Annotated in this window: 13 protein-coding genes; 8 read left to right on the plus strand and 5 right to left on the minus strand. The window is 71.6% G+C overall.

What is annotated here, in order from left to right; translation table 11 throughout:
- Positions 1-203: 203 nt before the first annotated feature.
- Complete coding sequence (locus LX83_RS26235) at positions 204-3,509, plus strand: S8 family peptidase (protein ID WP_301328924.1); 3,306 nt, start codon at positions 204-206, stop codon at positions 3,507-3,509.
- Between the two features lie 205 nt (positions 3,510-3,714).
- Here the strand turns inward: LX83_RS26235 and hemQ are convergent, their stop codons facing one another.
- The 3 genes from hemQ to hemE form a co-directional block, all read right to left on the minus strand.
- Positions 3,715-4,407 carry a hydrogen peroxide-dependent heme synthase gene (gene hemQ / locus LX83_RS26240; protein ID WP_253776017.1) on the minus strand — a complete coding sequence of 231 codons (693 nt, stop codon included), beginning with the start codon at positions 4,405-4,407 and terminating at the stop codon, positions 3,715-3,717.
- A gap of 17 nt (positions 4,408-4,424) precedes the next feature.
- Positions 4,425-5,867, minus strand: a complete 1,443-nt coding sequence (hemG, locus tag LX83_RS26245; protein WP_253776019.1) for a protoporphyrinogen oxidase — start codon at positions 5,865-5,867, stop codon at positions 4,425-4,427.
- Between the two features lie 70 nt (positions 5,868-5,937).
- The gene (hemE, locus tag LX83_RS26250) at positions 5,938-7,026 is read right to left on the minus strand and encodes a uroporphyrinogen decarboxylase (protein WP_253776021.1); all 1,089 of its coding nucleotides are present in this window, start codon (positions 7,024-7,026) and stop codon (positions 5,938-5,940) included.
- Positions 7,027-7,134: 108 nt separating this feature from the next.
- On the opposite strand from hemE, the gene LX83_RS26255 reads away from it, so the two are divergent.
- Positions 7,135-7,722 carry a DUF3000 domain-containing protein gene (locus LX83_RS26255; protein ID WP_308204053.1) on the plus strand — a complete coding sequence of 196 codons (588 nt, stop codon included), beginning with the start codon at positions 7,135-7,137 and terminating at the stop codon, positions 7,720-7,722.
- Positions 7,723-8,312: 590 nt separating this feature from the next.
- On the opposite strand, the gene LX83_RS26260 is transcribed toward LX83_RS26255, so the two are convergent.
- Positions 8,313-8,459, minus strand: coding sequence for a hypothetical protein (locus LX83_RS26260; protein WP_253776023.1), 147 nt, complete (start codon positions 8,457-8,459; stop codon positions 8,313-8,315).
- 594 nt (positions 8,460-9,053) lie between these two features.
- On the opposite strand from LX83_RS26260, the gene LX83_RS26265 reads away from it, so the two are divergent.
- The 5 genes from LX83_RS26265 to LX83_RS26285 all read left to right on the plus strand — a co-directional run bounded on the left by LX83_RS26265 (position 9,054) and on the right by LX83_RS26285 (position 16,026).
- Positions 9,054-9,770, plus strand: coding sequence for a response regulator transcription factor (locus LX83_RS26265; protein WP_253776025.1), 717 nt, complete (start codon positions 9,054-9,056; stop codon positions 9,768-9,770).
- 51 nt (positions 9,771-9,821) lie between these two features.
- Positions 9,822-11,063 (plus strand): HRDC domain-containing protein, encoded by a 1,242-nt coding sequence (locus tag LX83_RS26270; RefSeq protein ID WP_253776027.1) that lies wholly within the window; start codon positions 9,822-9,824, stop codon positions 11,061-11,063.
- Between the two features lie 329 nt (positions 11,064-11,392).
- A complete protein-coding gene (locus tag LX83_RS26275) occupies positions 11,393-12,595 on the plus strand; it encodes a thiolase family protein (protein ID WP_253776029.1) in 1,203 nt (400 codons plus the stop codon).
- Positions 12,592-14,712, plus strand: a complete 2,121-nt coding sequence (locus tag LX83_RS26280; protein WP_253776031.1) for a 3-hydroxyacyl-CoA dehydrogenase NAD-binding domain-containing protein — start codon at positions 12,592-12,594, stop codon at positions 14,710-14,712. The genes LX83_RS26275 and LX83_RS26280 overlap by 4 nt, the downstream gene beginning before the upstream one ends.
- A 429-nt stretch (positions 14,713-15,141) precedes the next feature.
- On the plus strand, positions 15,142-16,026 hold the full coding sequence (locus LX83_RS26285) for a DUF72 domain-containing protein (protein WP_253776262.1): 885 nt from the start codon (positions 15,142-15,144) through the stop codon (positions 16,024-16,026).
- 195 nt (positions 16,027-16,221) lie between these two features.
- Here LX83_RS26285 and LX83_RS26290 read toward each other — a convergent pair whose 3' ends face one another.
- Positions 16,222-16,455 (minus strand): hypothetical protein, encoded by a 234-nt coding sequence (locus LX83_RS26290; protein WP_253776033.1) that lies wholly within the window; start codon positions 16,453-16,455, stop codon positions 16,222-16,224.
- 733 nt (positions 16,456-17,188) lie between these two features.
- Here LX83_RS26290 and LX83_RS26295 point away from each other — a divergent pair.
- Entirely contained in the window at positions 17,189-17,578 is a 390-nt protein-coding gene (locus tag LX83_RS26295; protein ID WP_253776035.1) for an HNH endonuclease, read from the plus strand.
- Positions 17,579-17,988 lie beyond the last annotated feature (410 nt).

Consider the following 17,988-nt stretch of genomic DNA (forward strand, 5'->3'; position numbering starts at 1 on the left):
TTTTTCCGCAACCCGGAAACACATATTTCACAGTTGACAGTCGATTGCCGTTGTTCCGTGCACATCAGTACGTTCGAGAGCAAGTCCCAGCTCTCCGGCGAGTTCTTTTCCGTGCTCGCCGGAAAGTACCCGCGGACTGACACGGGAAACGACTGGAGGTACTGGTGCATTCACGAGAGCGGCGATTAACCAGAGGTCGCCGGTTGACCACGCGACTGGGGGCGGGCGCGCTCGCCCTCGGTCTCGCGGTCGGCACCGCACAGCAGGCCGTGGCATCCCCGGCCAACACAGCGGCCCCGGCCGCCCTGGCCGGACCAGCGGCAACCACCGACCAGGCGGGCAACACCACCGTCACCCTGATCACCGGTGACCAGGTCGTGCTCGGCCCGAACGGGGCCCGGTCGGTGCGCCCCGGACCGGGCCGGGAGCACATCGCCTTCACCACCCAGCAGCTCAACGGCCACCTGCACGTGGTGCCGGTCGACGCCGCCCCGCTGGTCGCCAGCGGCAAACTCGACCCCAGGCTGTTCGACATCACCCAGCTCATCGAGTTCGGCTACGACGACGCCCACCGCGACACCCTCCCGCTGATCATCAAGCACCCCACCGGGCAGGCGCGGGCCAGCCTGGCGGTCCAGGGCACCGCCGTCACCCAGGACCTGCCCAGCATCAACGGCACGGCCGTGGCCACCGGCAAGGCCAACGCCACGGCGCTGTGGGAAGCCGTCACCGCCCCCGCCGGGTCGGTGCGGTCCACCGCGGCCGGCGTGGACACGGTGTGGCTGGACGGCAAGCGCCAGGCCAGCCTGGACCGCAGCGTCGCGCAGATCGGCGCGCCCACCGCCTGGGAGGCCGGCTACACCGGCGACGGCGTCACCGTCGCCGTGCTGGACAGCGGCGTCGACCAGACCCACCCCGACCTGACCACCCAGGAGATCGGGGAGAAGAACTTCACCGACACCGAGTCCGCTGTGGACAACTTCGGCCACGGCACGCACGTCGCCTCCATCATCGCCGGCACCGGAGCCAAGTCGGGCGGCAAGTACCGCGGTGTCGCCCCGGGCGCGAAGCTGTTGGACGGCAAGGTGCTCGACGACAACGGCTACGGCCAGGAATCCTGGATCCTGGCCGCCATGCAGTGGGCCGCGGAGTCCGGCGCGAAGATCGCCAACCTGAGCCTCGGCGGGTTGGACACCCCCGAGGTCGATCCGCTGGAAGAGGCCGTCAACACCCTGTCCGAGCAGTACGGCATCCTCTTCGCGATCGCGGCGGGCAACTCCGGTCCCAACACCGAGACCGTGGGCTCGCCGGGCAGCGCCGACGCGGCCCTCACCGTGGGCGCGGTCGACCGCGACGAGTCGCTCGCCCCGTTCTCCAGTCGCGGCCCCCGCGTCAACGACGGCGCGATCAAGCCCGACATCACCGCCCCGGGCGTGGACATCGTGGCCGCCCGGCACTCCGCCGGCACCATCGGCGCCCCGGTCGAGGACGGCTACGTGGCGCTGTCCGGCACGTCCATGGCCACCCCGCACGTGGCCGGGTCCGCCGCCCTGCTCGCCCAGCTGCACCCGGACTGGACCGGCGCGCGGCTCAAGGCCGCCCTGGTCGGCTCGGCCAAGCCCAACCCGACCCTGTCCGTGTTCGAGCAGGGCGCCGGCCGGGTGGACGTGGCCAAGGCCATCACCCAGACGCTGACCAGCACCCCCGGCATCGTGAGCCTCGGCGTGGCGCGCTGGCCGCACCACGACGACCAGCCCATCACCCACTCGGTGACCTACCACAACTCCGGCACCACCGATCTCACCCTGAACCTGGCCCTGTCCGTCACCGGCCCGGACGGCCAACCCGCGCCCGCCGGCCTGTTCACCGTCACCCCCACCCAGCTCACCGTGCCCGCCGGGGGCAGCGCCGAGACGACCATCACCGCCGACACCACCCGGGGCAGCGTGGACGGCGTCTACACCGGCGCGCTGGTCGCCGGTGCCGGCGGAACCGAAGCCGTGCGCACCCCGCTGGCCGTCAACCGCGAGGTGGAGAGCTACGACCTGACGGTCCACTACACCGGACCGGACGGCCAACCCGCGTGGAGCGCCAGTTCCACCCTGCTCAACCTCGCCACCGCGAAGGCCACGTCCGCCTCGGCCGTGGCCGGTACCGCCACCGTGCGGGTGCCCAGGGGCGATTACGCCCTCGACAACAACGTGTTCACCCTGACCGGGGAGAACCAGTACCGGTACGCCTGGCTGCCGCAGCCGAAGTTCTCCGTGACCGGCGACGCCACCCTTGAGGTGGACGCCAGGCAGGCCAAGCCGAGCACGATCACCCCACCCGATCCCGCCGCGCGGTTCGCCCTCGGCGACTTCTCCCTCACCGTGCGGACGGCGGTCGGCCGCTACAGCTTCGGGTGGGTGCTGCAGAGGGGTGACGGGCTGGGCATTCTCAGCACCACGCAACTCGGCCCCGAGACGCCGGCTGAGGGCACCAGCGCCTGGATCGGCACGCAGTGGGCGAGCCCCACCGGTGCCGCCACCTTCTACGACCTGACCTGGCCGCTGCCCCGGGTGCCGACCGGGTTCACCGCCGAGGTGCGCACGGACGAGTTGGCCGAGGTCCGCTCCGAACTCAACGGCCCCGCCGGCCAGCGGGGCCAGTGGGGGCTCATCTCCACCGGTCCGAACGGCGCGGGCGGCTGGGTGGCCCTGTCCGACGTGTCGCTGCCCACGACCGCCACCGACTTCGTCACCACGGACGAGGTGAGCTGGTCCGGTCTGCTCGACCAGCTCACCAGCGAGACCGACCCGGGCGGTTTCCCCGTGGTGGAAGCGGAGTTCGTGAGTCCGGCGCGCACCTACCGGGCCGGTGAGCGGTTCACCGAGCGGTTCAACCGAGGACCGTTCGGCCCTGGTGCGCCGAACGACCAGCGCATCGGCGGCGTCTTCCGCGTGGGCGACGTGCTGTACCCGGCGCTGCCGCTGTTCACCGACAGCGCCGGCAACTACGGGAACTCCACTGTGGACAAGGCGCGGACGGTGCTGTCCCTCGGCGGCGAGGTGATCGGCGAGACCAACCTGCCGGGCCGCGGCCAGTTCACCGTGCCGGCCGCCCAGGGCCGGTACACCCTGGAGACCACGGCCGAGCGCGGCACCCGGTTCGACGTGTCCAGCACGGTGAGTGCCACGTGGACCTTCACCTCCGGGCACGCCGACGGCCCCGACCCGGTGGCCGTGCCCATCTCCGCGGTCCGCTTCACCCCGACCCTGGACGCGGCCAACACCGCACCCGCCGGCGTTCGGTTCGACGTGCCCGTGTCCGTGCAGGGCACCGCCCGGCTGCGCACCGTCGAGGTGTCCTACGACGACGGCGCCACCTGGAAGCGGGTGCCCGTGGTGCACGGCACCGCCAAACTCGTGCACCCGGCCAAGGCCGGCTTCGTGTCACTGCGCGCGACCGCCTCGGGCCGGGACAACGGTGTCGAGCAGACCATCATCCGCGCCTACAAGATCGCCTGACCCGGCACCGCCCACCCCAGGACCGGCCGCGACCAGCGGTCAGCCCCAACACCGCAGTGGTGCGCACACACCGCTGGTCCACACGCGACGGACGCCCCGCACACCCCGGGCGCCGCGGCTGACGTGACGGGCCCGCCCGGTCAACCCCACCGGGCGGGCCCGTTGCCGTCCCCACGGGCGTGGGCAGCCACGCGAACGGCGCTGCTCAGGGCAGGTTCGTGACCAGTTCGGCGGCGGGGACCCGGGTGCCGGTGTAGAACGGGGTTTCCTCCCGGACGTGCCGCCGCGCCTCGGTGCCGCGCAGGTGGCGCATCAGGTCCACGATCCGGTGCAGCTCGTCGGCCTCGAACGCGAGAATCCACTCGTAGTCGCCCAGGGCGAACGAGGCCACGGTGTTGGCCCGCACGTCCGGGTAGTCGCGCGCTTCCCTGCCGTGGTTGGCCAGCATCGCGCGGCGCTCGTCGTCAGGCAGCAGGTACCACTCGTAGGACCGGACGAACGGGTACACGCACACGTACTTGCGGGGCTCCTCGCCAGCCAGGAACGCGGGGATGTGGCTCTTGTTGAACTCGGCCGGCCGGTGCAGCGCCACGTTGCTCCAGACCGGCACCGACGCGCGCCCCAACGTGGTGCGGCGGAACCCGCTGTAGGCGGCCTGCACCTGCTCGATCTCGCTGGCGTGCCACCAGATCATGTAGTCGGCGTCGGCCCGCAGACCGGCGACGTCGTACACGCCGCGAACCACAACACCCTTGTCCGCCAAGGCATCCAGGTAGTCCTGCGCCTCGGTGGCCGCCGGACCCCGGTCATCGGGCAGCCGGCCGGCTTCCACGCGAAAGACCGACCACATGGTGTAGCGGATGGTGTCGTTCAGCTCGGTGTAATTGAGGCGGGCCATGTCCTCATCGTCCCACTTCAGTTCCACCGGCGGCCGAGAAGGTGGGCAGCGACACGGGCGGCGGCGGCGTTGCCGGTGGCCACGCAGGCGGGCACGCCAACGCCGTGCAGCAGTGCCCCGGCCACGGCCAGACCGGGCACCCGCGCCACGGCGTCCTCGATCCGCTCCACCCGCTCCAGGTGGCCGACGCCGTACTGCGGCAGCGCGCCGCCCCAGCGGGTCACCAGCACCTCCAGCGGCGCCGGCACCGGCCCGCCGATCAGCTCGGCCAGGTCGGCGCGCACCGCCTCGATGAGTTCTTCGTCACTGCGCTGCAGCAACTCGGTCTCGCCGACGCGGCCCACCGAGCCGCGCACGAACTTCACCTCACCGGTCAGGTGCGCCCACTTGTTGCTGGAGAAGGTGAACGCCTTGGCCGTGAACGGGGTGCCGTCGGCGTGCCGCTCCCGGTCGGCGACCAGCACTCCCGCCGCCAGCGGGACGTCGGCGTTCACCGTCAGGTCGGTGTCGCCGGGCAGCGCCATGGACACCAGCGCCACCGACGCCAGCTCGACCTCGGCCAGGCTGGTCGCCGCGGTCGGGGCGATGTCGGCGAGCAGGCGCCGCGCCGAGGGCGCCGGCACGGCAAGCACCACGCCGTCCACGTCCAGCACCTCGGGTGCGGTGGCCGGGCCGATCACCAGGCGCCATCCGTGGTCGGCGCGCAGCAGTTCGCGCACGGGCTGTCCCAGCCGCACCTCGGGCTTGGCCACCTCGGCCAGCCGGTCGATCAGCGCGCCCAGCCCACCGCGCAGCGTGCCGAACACCGGCGGCGCCGGGTCCGGCGGCGGCTGAGCCGGCGCGGGCATGGCGGCGGCGGCCGCCTCGACCACCGAGCCGATGCCCGAGTCCAGGGCGTTGGCCAGCACCGGGATGGTGGCGCGCAGGCTGAGCCGGTCGGCCCGGCCCGCGTACACCCCGCCCAGCATCGGGTCGACCAGCCGCTCGGTGACCTCGTCGCCGAACCGCTCGCGCAGCAGCGCGCCCACGGCCACGTCGCCCTCCAGCCGCAGCGGCGGCAGCGAGGGTTCGGCCGCGACGCGGGCCGCCGCCTCCGCCGACAGCACCCCGCGCACGGTCTCGGCCGAGGTGGGCACGCCCAGCAGGGTGCGGCTGGGCATCCGGTGGACCCGGCCGCCGGCCCGGACCGTGGACGCCGCCCTGGTGGGGTGCACCAGTTGCGGGGCCAGCCCCAGTTCGGCCACGAGTTCCGCGGCCTCGGGGCGGCGGTGCAGGAACGCCTCGGCCCCCAGGTCCACGGGGTGACCGGCGAACTCGACCGTGCGCAGCTTGCCCCCCAGGTGCGGGGCCTGCTCGACCACGGTGATCCTGGCCTGCTCACCGAGCAGACATCTGAGCCGATGCGCTGCGCTGAGCCCGGAGACCCCGCCTCCGACGACCGCGACGTGCACGTGCGTCACCCCGTCACTCTCATGAACCTGTTGTTAAACCCCAGCCCGGTGCCGCCACGGTGACCATCGCGGGCGCCGGTCAGGACGCGTCGGCCGGCGACAGGCCGTGCACGAACTCCGTCACCCGGGTGATGACGTCCGGATCGGTGTGCGGCAACACTCCGTGACCGAGGTTGAAGATGTGGCCGCCCGCGGACCTGCCCTCGTCGACGATCCTGACGATCTCGCGTTCGAGCACGTCCGGGCTGGCGAACAGCAGCGCGGGGTCGAGGTTGCCCTGCACCACCGGCTCCGGGCCGCCCGGGTCGGCCGCCCGCAACCGGCGCGCGGCCTCGTCCAGCGGAATCCGCCAGTCCACGCCGACCACGTCCGCACCGGCCTGGCGCATCGCGCCGAGCAGTTCGCCGGTGCCCACCCCGAAGTGGATCTTGGGGATGCCGGCGTCGGCCAGGCTGGCGAACACCGCGGCCGAGTACGGCAGCACGAACTCGCGGTAGTCCCGCTCGGACAGCGCCCCGGCCCAGGAGTCGAACAACTGCACGGCGTCCACTCCGGCGGCCACCTGCACCCGCAGGAACGTCGAGGCGATCTCGGTCAGCCGGCCCAGCAGCGCGTGCCAGGTGTCCGGTTCGGACCGCATCAGCGCCTTGGTGCGCTCGTGGTTGCGGCTGGGCCCACCCTCGATCAGGTAGGACGCCAGGGTGAACGGCGCCCCGGCGAAACCGATCAGCGGGGTGTCGCCGAGTTCGCGCAGGAGCAGCCCGACCCCGTCGGCCACGGGACGCACCTGGTCTTCGGACAGTCGCGGCAGCCTGGCCACGTCCGCGGCCGAGCGCACGGGCTCGGCGACCACCGGACCGGTGCCGGGGACGATGTCCAGGTCGACGCCGGCCGCGCGCAGCGGCACCACGATGTCGCTGAACAGGATGGCGGCGTCCACCCCGTGCCGGCGCACCGGCTGCAGGGTGATCTCGCACACCATCTCGGCGTCCAGGCAGGCTTCGAGCATGGGCGTGCCCGCGCGGAACTCGTGGTACTCGGGCAGGGACCGTCCGGCCTGCCGCATGAACCACACGGGCACACGCGATGGACGGCCGCCGGCAGCGGCGACCAGCAGCGGGGCTTGGGAGAGGTCTCGGCGGGCCGAGACCGGCGCAATGTCGGTCATCTCGCCTTCATCGTCCCACGCCGCGAGAAGCGGGTGTGCTCAGGTCGCGGCCTGCCCTCGGCGCGCCTCCACCACGGATCGCGCGATGCGGGCATACAGTCACCTGCCGTGACCGGAACGTCGTCAGCGGAGGCGGAAGTACCCGAGCTGTTCCGGACGGCGGTGACGGCACTGCGGTCGCTGCGTCCCCGCCCGGAAATGGAACTCGGTGAGGTGCGCCCACCCCAGCGCCTCGCCCCCTGGGCATTCGCGCTCACCGGGGAGGTCAACGGGGCCGCCGGAGAGCTGTCCACCGGCCGGCTGATCCTGCTGCACGACCCCGAGGGGGCCGAGGCGTGGGACGGCGTGCTGCGCCTGGTGGCCTACGTGCGGGTGGAGCTGGACCCGGAACTCGCCGGCGACCCGCTGCTGCCCGAGGTGGGCTGGTCCTGGCTGACCGAGGCCCTGGACAACTGCGGCGCGGACTGGACGGCGCTGGGTGGCACCGTGACGCAGACCTCGTCGGCCCGGTTCGGCGACATCGCCGGCCCGGCCCGCACCGACGACCTGGAGCTGCGCGCCTCCTGGACCGCGGTGGTCACCGACGGGCACGCGGAGCTGTCCCCGCACGGCGCCGCCTTCTGCGAGCTGATGACCAGCGCCGTCGGCCTCCCGCCGGTCGGCGTGTCCATGCTCGACCACCACCGTCCCGGCTGACCCCAGCGCGACCACCCATCGGTTCCCTCCTCTCCACCGCCGCCCGGGCCTCCTGGCTTCCTGGCCTCCGTTGCCAGCGCCTCCCGCTCCCGGATCGCGGAGGCGCGGCCCGGTCGAGGTGAGGTGCGCGCCCGATCCGTCGATCCGCCTCACGCCCGGTCACGGAGTTGTTCGCTCACGCGATTCGTCGCTGTGGTTCCGTCGCCGTGTTCCGTCGCTGTTCCGTCGGCGCACTCCGTCCTGCGGATGGCCACGACGCAACCGCTGACGGCATGGGTTTTCCCAGGCACGCCTCGGGCGACGTGCACACAACGCAAAACTGCTTGCGCCGGCAATTGGATTAAATTTTGTCAACACTGAAGCAATAGGCCGAAATACTCCCCTCGGATCGAAGTGCTTTCGACGAGGACTGGCGAACGCCAAAGGAGAACCTGCGGCTATTCACAGCACTGGTCAGCGCCGCGCGCCTGACCGCACGGCACAACTACCTGGTCGCCGACTGCCCGGTCGGCCGACCAACTCCCCGGTTGGCCACGGACAACGGCCCGCGACGGGTACCGCGGCGGAGCCGACGTGTTCTCGGGTGCGCGTCAACCGAGCACAACGTCCGCGGTCTCCACCAGCACGATCTCCGCCAGCACGATCTCCGCCAGCACGATCTCCGCCAGCACGGTCTCCATCCGCACGGCGTCCACCGGCGCGGTGTTCGCCGGGCGGTGTCCGCCGCCCGGCGTCATGTGGCGGGCCCCGGCGAGTCGCCGGGTAAGCGTTCTCCCCCAGCACCGCACGGGGAGCCGGTGCCGGCCGGGCAGTCGCGGACAACGAGAACGAGAGCGGGGACGGGGGCACGGTTCGTGTTCACGGCCCCAGTCAAACAGACGTTCGATAACTCCGGCAGTCACACAAAACGGTGAACCTGCGGTGGCGCGCCGAGCCAGCCGTCCCGCGCCCGGCCCTGCCGCCTCCGCCCGACCGGGTCCGGCACCCGGAACCGGACGCCGCGAGCCGTGCCAGCCGCCGTCGCCACGCCGACCGGTGCGCGCCGCGCCGCCACCGCGACACGCCGATCCGCCTCAAGACCAAACCTCTATTGTCGTTGTGAAGACCTCTCACGTTACGGGTTTTGGGCCCTTGTCCTCCGATCGTGGGACAAACCAGGGCGGAAGTTACAACTCGATAGGGATAGATACCCGATTGATCGTCCCGCTGGCTGGCTGAGGCGGCTACGCTGCCTCCGACGACACCACTTTCGGTCGATCAGTGGCGCGGCTGATTGGTCGAAAGTCCCGGTGCCGGTCGGGGGGCACGACCGACTCCAGGGAGGTAGTGACGTGGCTGCCGTCGGCTTAGGTCAGGCCGTTCGTACCACGCCAGCCGGCTCATTGCCGGCCAACATGGTCCCGCACCCGCGGGAGGAGCTGTTCTCGGTGTTGGTGGTCGACGACCACCCACTGCTGAGGGAGGCGATAGCGGCCCGGTTGACCCAGATGGGCGCCGGGACAGTGCATGAGGCCGCTTCGGTCGCCGAAGCCAGAGCGCGCGCTCTGGCCACGGGGCCGTGCGATCTCGCGATCCTCGATCTCGGGCTGCCCGACGGCACCGGCATCGACCTGGTCACGGAACTCCGTGCCCAGGGCTGGCCGCGAATCGTGGTGCTCGCGTCCTCCGACGACCCGTATGCGGTCCGGTCGGCCTTCCAGGCAGGCGCTCAGGCCTACCTGCTGAAGTCCGCCTCGCCCATGGTGGTCACCGACGGGGTGCGCCGGGTGCTGGACGGCGGGGTCTACGCGGATCCGAGTGTCGCGCCGGTTCTCGCCGCTGGCACCAGGGTGCCCGGGACCGACAACACACCGCGGGAACTGTCCGCGCGTGAGGTCGAGGTGCTCCAGCTCGTCGCCGATGGCCAGTCCAACAAGGAGATTGGCGAGGCGTTGAACCTGTCCGCGCTCACGGTGAAGAGCCACCTGTCGCGGATCGGGCGCAAGCTGGGCACGGGCGACCGCGCGCAGATGGTCGCGCTGGCCATGCGGGCCGGTGTGATCCGCTGAAACCAGCCGAACACGCCCGCGAGTCGCTGGTTCGACGTAGGGTCTTCCGCCGTGAACGCACCCTCCGCCGAACCAGCTGAGCCGACCGGATCCAACCCGGTACCACTGACGGAGCCCGCCGAGGGCGTCCCACCGGTGGTGTCCGACCCGGAGACACTGCGGCAGGTCGCCGCGGCGCTCGCCGGAGCGGATGGGCCGATAGCGGTGGACACCGAGCGAGCCTCGGGCTACCGCTACTCGCAGCGTGCTTATCTGGTGCAGTTGCGCCGCGAGGGCGCGGGCACCGTGCTGATCGACCCGGTCGCGCTGAACGGCCGGCTCGACCCGCTGGTGGACGCGCTGTCCGGCGCCGAGTGGGTGTTGCACGCGGCCTCACAGGACCTGCCGTGCCTCGCCGAACTCGGGCTCAGACCAGGCACGCTGTTCGACACCGAGCTGGCCGGCAGGCTGGCTGGGTTCGAGCGGGTGGCACTCGGCACCCTCGTCGAGCGACTGCTCGGCTACCGGCTGGAGAAAGGGCACGGCGCGGCCGACTGGTCGCGTCGCCCCCTGCCGGCCGACTGGCTGAACTACGCAGCGCTGGACGTGGAGCTGCTGATCCCGTTGCGCCACGTGCTGGAACGGGAACTGCGCAACCAAGGCAAGTTGGACTGGGCGCTGGAGGAGTTCGAGGCGGTTCGCCTGGCGCCGGCGCCCCGTCCCAGGCAGGAGCCGTGGCGACGCACCTCCGGGATCCACCGGGTGCGCACGCCACGGCAGTTGGCCGCGGTCCGGGCGCTCTGGGAGGCCAGGAACGCGATCGCCCGGGAGCGGGATATCGCGCCCGGGCGGGTGCTGCCGGACAGCGCCCTGATGGAAGCGGCCACGGTCAACCCGAGGACGCACGGCGAACTGCTGGCGCTGCCGGTGTTCCGCGGTCGGGCCCAGCGCCGCCTGGCCAGCACCTGGCTGGCCGCGCTGCGGCTGGCCAGTCAGCTGCCCAAGGACCAGCTGCCCGATCCGGCACCGGCGCACGAGGGGCCGCCGCCGGTGAACCGGTGGTCGGACAAGGACCCGGACGCCGCCGCCCGGCTGGCCAAGGCGCGTGCCGCGCTGGGCGAGATCGCCCAGCGGCACAACCTCCCGGTGGAGAACCTGCTGTTGCCGGACCTGGTGCGGCGCACCTGCTGGCAGCCGCCGGCGGACACCAGCCCGACCGGTGTGGCCGAGGTGCTGCGCGCGGGTGGGGCCAGGGCCTGGCAGGTGGCACTGACCAGCGAGGTGCTCAGCACGGCGCTGCGGGCGACCGCCTGACCGCCGCCACGGCCCACCCGTCCGGTCGCCCACCCGTCCGGTCACGCCGTCGTCCTGGTCCGGAGGTGGTGATCGCGTCCGCGGGTGCGGCTCGCCCGCTGTTGGGTGCTGTGACGCACCCGACAGCGGGACCGGTGTGGTTACTCACCAGTAACGAGAGTTAGAGTTTGAGTTACCGGCCGGTAGTGGCTGCTGTCGCATCGACTTGCCCGGCCGTTCGTTCTGCCCACACCAAGGAGGAACACGCCGTGGCCGCACCAGCAGCACCGGCACCGGCCGGAGCGCCCGTCACCGCGACGGGTGGCTCGACAGCGCGTGCCGTTCGGAACGTGGTCTTCGTCGATGGCGTTCGCACGCCCTTCGGCAAGGCCGGCGACAAGGGCATCTACGCCGAGACCCGAGCCGACGACCTGGTCGTGAAGGTGATCCGCGAGCTGCTCCGCAGGCACCCCGAGCTGCCTCCGGAGCGGGTCGACGAGGTCGCCATCGCCGCCACCACCCAGATCGGCGACCAGGGCCTGACCATCGGCCGCACCGCCGGGCTGCTGGCCGGACTGCCCAAGACGGTGCCCGGCTACGCCATCGACCGCATGTGCGCCGGCGCGATGACCGCGGTCACCACCACCGCCAGCGGCATCGCCTTCGGCGCCTACGACGTGGCCATCGCCGGGGGCGTCGAGCACATGGGCCGGCACCCCATGGGTGAGGGCGTCGACCCCAACCCGAGGTTCCTGGCCGACCGGCTGGTGGACACCTCGGCGCTCGTGATGGGGCAGACCGCCGAGAACGTGCACGACCGCTACCCGGGCATCACCAAGGAGCGCGCCGACCGGTTCGCCGCCGCCTCGCAGGCCAAGTACGACGCCGCGGTCAAGGCCGGCAAGATCGGTCCGGAGCTGGTTCCCGTGGCCACCCGCTCGGCCGCCCAGGGCTGGGGCCTGGCCACCGCGGACGAGCCGCCGCGCCCGGGCACCACGGTGGAGGCGCTGGCCACGCTCAAGACGCCGTTCCGCCCGCACGGCCGGGTCACCGCCGGCAACGCGGCCGGCCTCAACGACGGCGCCACCGGCTGCATCCTGGCCGAGGAGGAGACCGCCCGCCAGCTCGGTCTGCCGATCGGCATGCGGCTGGTCAACTACGCCTTCGTCGGGGTGGAGCCGGAGGTGATGGGTGTCGGCCCGGTGCCGGCCACCGAGAAGGCACTGGCGCGGGCCGGCCTGTCCATCGACGACATCGGCCTGTTCGAGATCAACGAGGCGTTCGCCGTGCAGGTGCTCGCCTTCCTCGACCACTTCGGCATCGCCGAGGACGACCCGAGGGTCAACCAGTGGGGCGGCGCCATCGCCTGCGGCCACCCGTTGGCCTCCTCCGGCGTGCGCCTGATGACGCAGCTGGCCAACCAGTTCGCCGAGCGCCCCGACGTGCGCTACGGCATCACCACCATGTGCATCGGCATCGGCATGGGCGGGACCGTGATCTGGGAGAACCCGAACTACCAGCCGGCCAAGGACAACAACGGGGGCGCCAAGTGACCAGCACGCTGTCGGCAACGGACCTGGCGAGCGCCTTCGGCGACGAGGTCGTCACCAAGGCGGTCACCAGGCTGGTGCGGGTACCCGGTCTGGACCGGCCGGTCGCCCTGATCACCCTGGACAACGGCCACGACCACACCCGGCCGTCCACCTTCGGCCCGCAGGGGCTGCTCAGCCTGAACGCCGCGCTGGACGAGGCGTTCGCGGCCGAGCCCTCGGCCATCGCCGTCACCGGCAAGCCCTTCGTGTTCGCGGTGGGCGCGGACCTGTCCGGGATCGGCCAGGTGACCTCGCGCGAGGTGGCGCACGAGATCGGCCGGCTCGGCCACGAGGTGTTCCGCCGGCTCACCGACTCGGCGATCCCCACGTTCGCCTTCGTCAACGGCGCGGCCATGGGTGGTGGCCTGGAGCTGGCGCTGTCCTGCCACTACCGGACGCTGTCCTCGAACGCCGCCGCCCTGTCCTTCCCGGAGTGCTTCCTCGGGCTGTTCCCCGGCTGGGGCGGCACCCAGCTGCTGCCGAACCTGATCGGCGCGGACGGCGCGGTCACGGTGATCATCGAGAACGCGCTCAACCAGAACCGGATGCTCAAGCCGGCCCAGGCGGCCGAGCTGGGCATCGTGGACGTGGTCTTCGACTCCGCCGACTACCTGGAGCAGTCCCTGCGCTGGCTGGTCCAGGTGGTGACGGGCGAGGTCACCGTGCCGCGCCGGGAGATCGACCGGGGACCGGCCTGGGACGCCGCGCTGGCGCGGGCCAGGGCGATCGTCGAGGCCAAGACCCACGGGGCCGCCCCTGGCGCGCTCAAGGCCGTGGAGCTGCTGGAGCTGGCCAGGGCCAACGACCTGGACCGCGGGTACGCGGCCGAGACCGAGGCGCTGGCCGAGGTGCTGCTGACCGATGAGCTGCGCGCCGGGCTGTACTCGTTCGACCTGGTGCAGAAGCGGGCCAAGCGGCCGGCTGGGGCGCCGGACAGGTCTCTGGCCCGGCCGGTGGGCAAGGTGGGCGTGGTCGGCGCCGGGCTGATGGCCAGCCAGCTGGCCCTGCTGTTCGTGCGCCGGCTGAAGGTGCCGGTGGTGCTCACCGACATCGACCAGCAGCGCGTGGACAAGGGCGTGGGCTACGTGCACGCCGAGATCGACAAGCTGCTGGGCAAGAAGCGGATCTCCCCGGACGAGGCGAACCGGCTCAAGGCACTGGTGTCCGGTTCACTGGACAAGGCGGCCTTCGCCGACGCCGACTTCGTGATCGAGGCCGTGTTCGAGGAGCTGTCCGTCAAGCAGCAGGTGTTCGCCGAGGTCGAGGAGCACGTCTCGGCGGACTGCGTGCTGGCGACGAACACCTCGTCGCTGTCGGTGACCGAGATGGCGGCCAAGCTCGCCCACCCGGAGCGGGTGGTCGGCTTCCACTTCTTCAACCCGGTCGCGGTGCTGCCGCTGCTGGAGATCGTGCGCGGCGAGCGCACCGGGGACGCGGCCCTGGCCACCGCCTTCGCCGTGGGCAAGCAGCTGAAGAAGTCGTGCGTGCTGGTCAAGGACGCGCCGGCGTTCGTGGTCAACCGGCTGCTGACCCGGTTCCTTGGTGAGGTCATCCGCGCGGTCGACGAGGGCACGCCGTTCGAGGTGGCGGATCGGGCGCTCAACCCGCTGGGGCTGCCGATGACCCCGATGGTGCTGCTGCAGTTGGTGGGGCCGGCCGTGGCGCTGCACGTGGCCGAGACCATGCACAGCGCCTTCCCCGACCGCTTCGGGGTGAGCGAGAACATGAGGCGGTTCGTCGAGGCCGGCAAGACCGCCGTGTGGACCTGGGACGCCGAGGGCAACCAGAAGCTCGACCCCGAGGTGGCCGAGCTGTGGCAGGGCGGGTCCGCCCCGCTGACCGAGGAACAGGTCCGGGAGCGGGCGCTGCGGGCACTGGCCGAGGAGATCCGGCTGATGCTCGACGAGGGCGTGGTCGCCGAGGCGCAGGACATCGACCTGTGCATGATCCTCGGCGCCGGGTGGCCGTTCTGGCTCGGCGGCATCACCCCGTACCTGGACCGGTCCGGCGTGGCCGAGCAGGTCACCGGCAAGCGGTTCCTCGCCCCTGGCGTGGCCAGCGTGCCGGCCGCGGGCTGACCAGGACCGCCGGCTGGGTTGTCGGGGCCGGGTGCGACCAGATCGGACGCGCCCGGCCCCGAGTCTGTTGTCCGTCAACGGTGGTGGCCGCACGCCTTGCCTCGGCAGGCCGCGGTTCTGGCGGTCCGCGCCGGGGAATGCGAGTCCGCGCGGCCGGGATTCCCGGACGCGAGCCACCGGAAGCACGCTCTCCTTTCCTGCCACGGCCTCCTTTCCTGCCACCGTCCGTGAATGTGCATATACGAAATAACGGGATTGATCTCCGGTCGGCGTGCCGGCTGGACGATTCCGTGTTAGCAAGGTGAATGTCAGTGTTCGCCCACCGGATTGGACGGTGTGATCACGCCACGGACAGCGTCCAAGACGGCGGCGGCGACCGCGGCCGCCGCGGCCGCCGCTGGTCGCGGTCGAGCCGGGGCCAGCATCCACGTGGGCACGTCCGGCTGGCTCTACCCGGCCTGGCGGGGCCGGTTCTACCCCACCGGGCTGCCGCACCGCCGCGAACTGGAGTACCTGTCCCGGCGCATGGGCTCGGCCGAGATCAACGGGTCGTTCTACTCGCTGCAACGCCCTGAGCGCTACCAGTCGTGGCGCGCGCAGACCCCGGACGACTTCGTCTTCGCGGTCAAGGGCAGCCGGTTCATCACGCACATGAAGCGGCTGCGTGACGTGGTCACTCCCCTGGCCAACTTCCTCGCCTCGGGTGTGCTGGCGCTCGGTCCCAAGCTCGGCCCGGTGCTGTGGCAGCTGCCGCCGAACCTGGCCTTCGAACCCGACCGGCTGGCGGAGTTCTTCGCGATCCTGCCCCGCGACACCCGTGCCGCCGCTGAGCTGGCCCAGCAACACGACCAGCGGGTGGGCGACTGGGCCTGGACGACCACCGAGGCGAACCGCCCGCTGCGCCACGCGCTCGAAGTCCGCCACCCCAGCTACCGCTCACCGGAGTTCGTCGAGCTGCTGCGGTCCCACGGGATCGCGCTCGTGGTGGCCGACACCGCCGGCATCTGGCCGTTGCTGGACGACGTGACCGCGGACTTCGTCTACGTCCGACTGCACGGCGCCGAGGAACTCTACGCCAGTGGCTACACCGCCCAGGCGCTGTCCACGTGGGCACAGCGGATCAGGGCCTGGCACACCGGCGAGGCTCCCCGCAGCGAGCACACCGCGGGCACGCACACCGCACCGAGTCGGCCGGAGGGCCGGGACGTGTATGTGTACTTCGACAACGACGCCAAGGTCAAGGCTCCTGGTGACGCCATCGCCCTGGCCAGGCAGCTGGGGGTTGACCGCGACCCGGGCGCAGTCGGCGGCTGACCCCCTTCCGGCCCGTCGACCTGGTTCCCGACCGGCACCAGTCCCGCGAGGGCCTGGCGTTCTCGTTGGGACACAACGGTTTTCTCGCCGGATTCGGCATCTTGTTCCTCCTCTTCGGACAGTCAGAGGGCAGCCTCCCCACCGCCACCGAACTGGCCAGCGGCGGGGAGCGCGGCAGGCCGGACAGTCATCGGTTTAATGTGAAGAACCTCTGGGCCAGTCGTTCAATAACAACTTGCCAAAGCTCAGCAGGCAGTCCGGGCAGAGTTTCCTCGGCTCGGCGTCCAACACCTTGCTCACCGGTACCGAGTGGTTGCAGCTGGCTTCGAGGAACCGGCGCGCTGGGTCGTCGACCTGGCTGCTGGGGAAGCAGTGCCAGGTGGCGTCGTACTCCGACATCAGCCAGCGGTAGTTGTGCGTCGCGGTCATCGCGGGTCCACCGTTCTTCGGCCACCGCTCACCGCGCCCCTGGCGACCCGAGCAACACGCGGTGGGTGCGTGGAGCGGGGTACTCGGGCCGACATCGGTGCCGCGGGAGCAGGTGGTGGGTATGGGGGTTCGGGGTGCCCACCGGAGACGACTGCCAGGCTCCGAGTTCTCCGGAGTGCGGCGTCGCCGTGCGGCGGTGGGGTTGGGGCTTTCGAGTCCAGAGTAGAGCGGAGATACCGCCTCAAACTCAACAATGAGAGTACTCGCGGGGATACGAATTGCTACCCCGGTCTTCCCCACGTTCTCCCAAAAAGAGTAACCGGAGTGAACGACGTCTAATATGGACTATGCAGGGAAGAGATTGCGCTTACCGTGGAATTCCTGTGCTTATCAGCGAGTTCCGACCGCACGTAGATCCACAATGTACCGATGCCGCGCACGCGGGGTTGCCCACCGGCGTTGCCTCCCGCAGCCCGCCCCACCCGGAACGCCGTGGGAACCGGTCGTGACCACTGGGCGCCAGCTGGCCCGGTTCGTCGGATTTCCCGGCGGTGTCGGTGGTTCGGCGGTGCCAGCGGTACTGGCGTCGACGGTGGTGTCGGGCTGGTTCGGTGGAATCGGCTCCCGTGCGGGAGTGGGGGCGGTGTCGCGCGGGCGGCCGGCCTGGGGCCGGTGCGGTGGGTGACCGAATCGGCGTTGGCAAGCACTGCCGCGCGGAGCATCATCGGCAGGGATGACACCGCGATCTGGACAGGTGGACCGGGCGACCCGGCTGCTGCTGGCGATCGAGCGCGACGGCGCCGACTGCACCTGGTGCGGCCGGGCGCTCGGCGCGCTGGTCGCGCCCACCACCGATCACCTGGTGCCCAGGGTGAAGGGTGGACCGTCCTGGTTGGAGAACGAGGTGGCCGCGTGCCGGCGCTGCAACCGGGAGCGCGGGCACCTCAGCCCGGCGGACTGGCTGGCCGAGTGCCAGCGGCGGGGCTGGCGTCCCGACATCGCACGGGTGCGCCGGGTGCTGGCGTCCCTGCAGGCGGCGATCGGCGAGCGCGGTGGGCAGCGGCGGGCCCGCCCGTACCTCGACGCGCAGGTGCGCAGGCTAGCGCAGCGGAGCCGGAAATGAGCGGTCGCGCGTTGAGTTGTGCACAGGCACGCGAGTTATCCACAGGCCACGTTGTCGCGCTGTGCCCGGTGTGGTGGTGGGGATAGGCTGGACGCGGGGTCGCCCCCCTGGGAGGGCGGGGGAAGGCCTGTTGGCGGGTGCGCTGGCCGCCTCGGTGGAGCGGACTGCGTGGCCTGTGTTGGGGTGTGCGGCGGGTTGGTCGGTGGGGTCAGGGGATCGGGGTTGGCTGCGCCGCACTGGTAGCGGGCGGCTCCGGGCAGGGGTCGCGGTGGGGGTTGTGCTGGCGGGCCGGACCGGTGCGCTGCTCGGTTGAGGGACAGGCCAGGGCAGGCCGGGCAGGTGGTTCAGGCCAATCTGCGAGGTTTCCGGACTGGCCGGTGTCCGGTGGTCGGGGGAACGCGTGGCCTTGT

Origin of the sequence: Goodfellowiella coeruleoviolacea (assembly GCF_024171785.1) — a bacterium.
GTDB classification, from domain to species: Bacteria; Actinomycetota; Actinomycetes; order Mycobacteriales; family Pseudonocardiaceae; genus Goodfellowiella; species Goodfellowiella coeruleoviolacea.

Coding starts and splice junctions, on each gene's coding strand:
- hemQ (WP_253776017.1), bottom strand. CDS start 4,407: ATGGCCCGCCTCAATTACACCGAGCTGAACGACACCATCCGCTACACC.
- hemE (WP_253776021.1), bottom strand. CDS start 7,026: ATGACCGACATTGCGCCGGTCTCGGCCCGCCGAGACCTCTCCCAAGCC.
- LX83_RS26260 (WP_253776023.1), bottom strand. CDS start 8,459: ATGACGCCGGGCGGCGGACACCGCCCGGCGAACACCGCGCCGGTGGAC.
- LX83_RS26290 (WP_253776033.1), bottom strand. CDS start 16,455: ATGACCGCGACGCACAACTACCGCTGGCTGATGTCGGAGTACGACGCC.
- LX83_RS26295 (WP_253776035.1), top strand. CDS start 17,189: ATGACACCGCGATCTGGACAGGTGGACCGGGCGACCCGGCTGCTGCTG.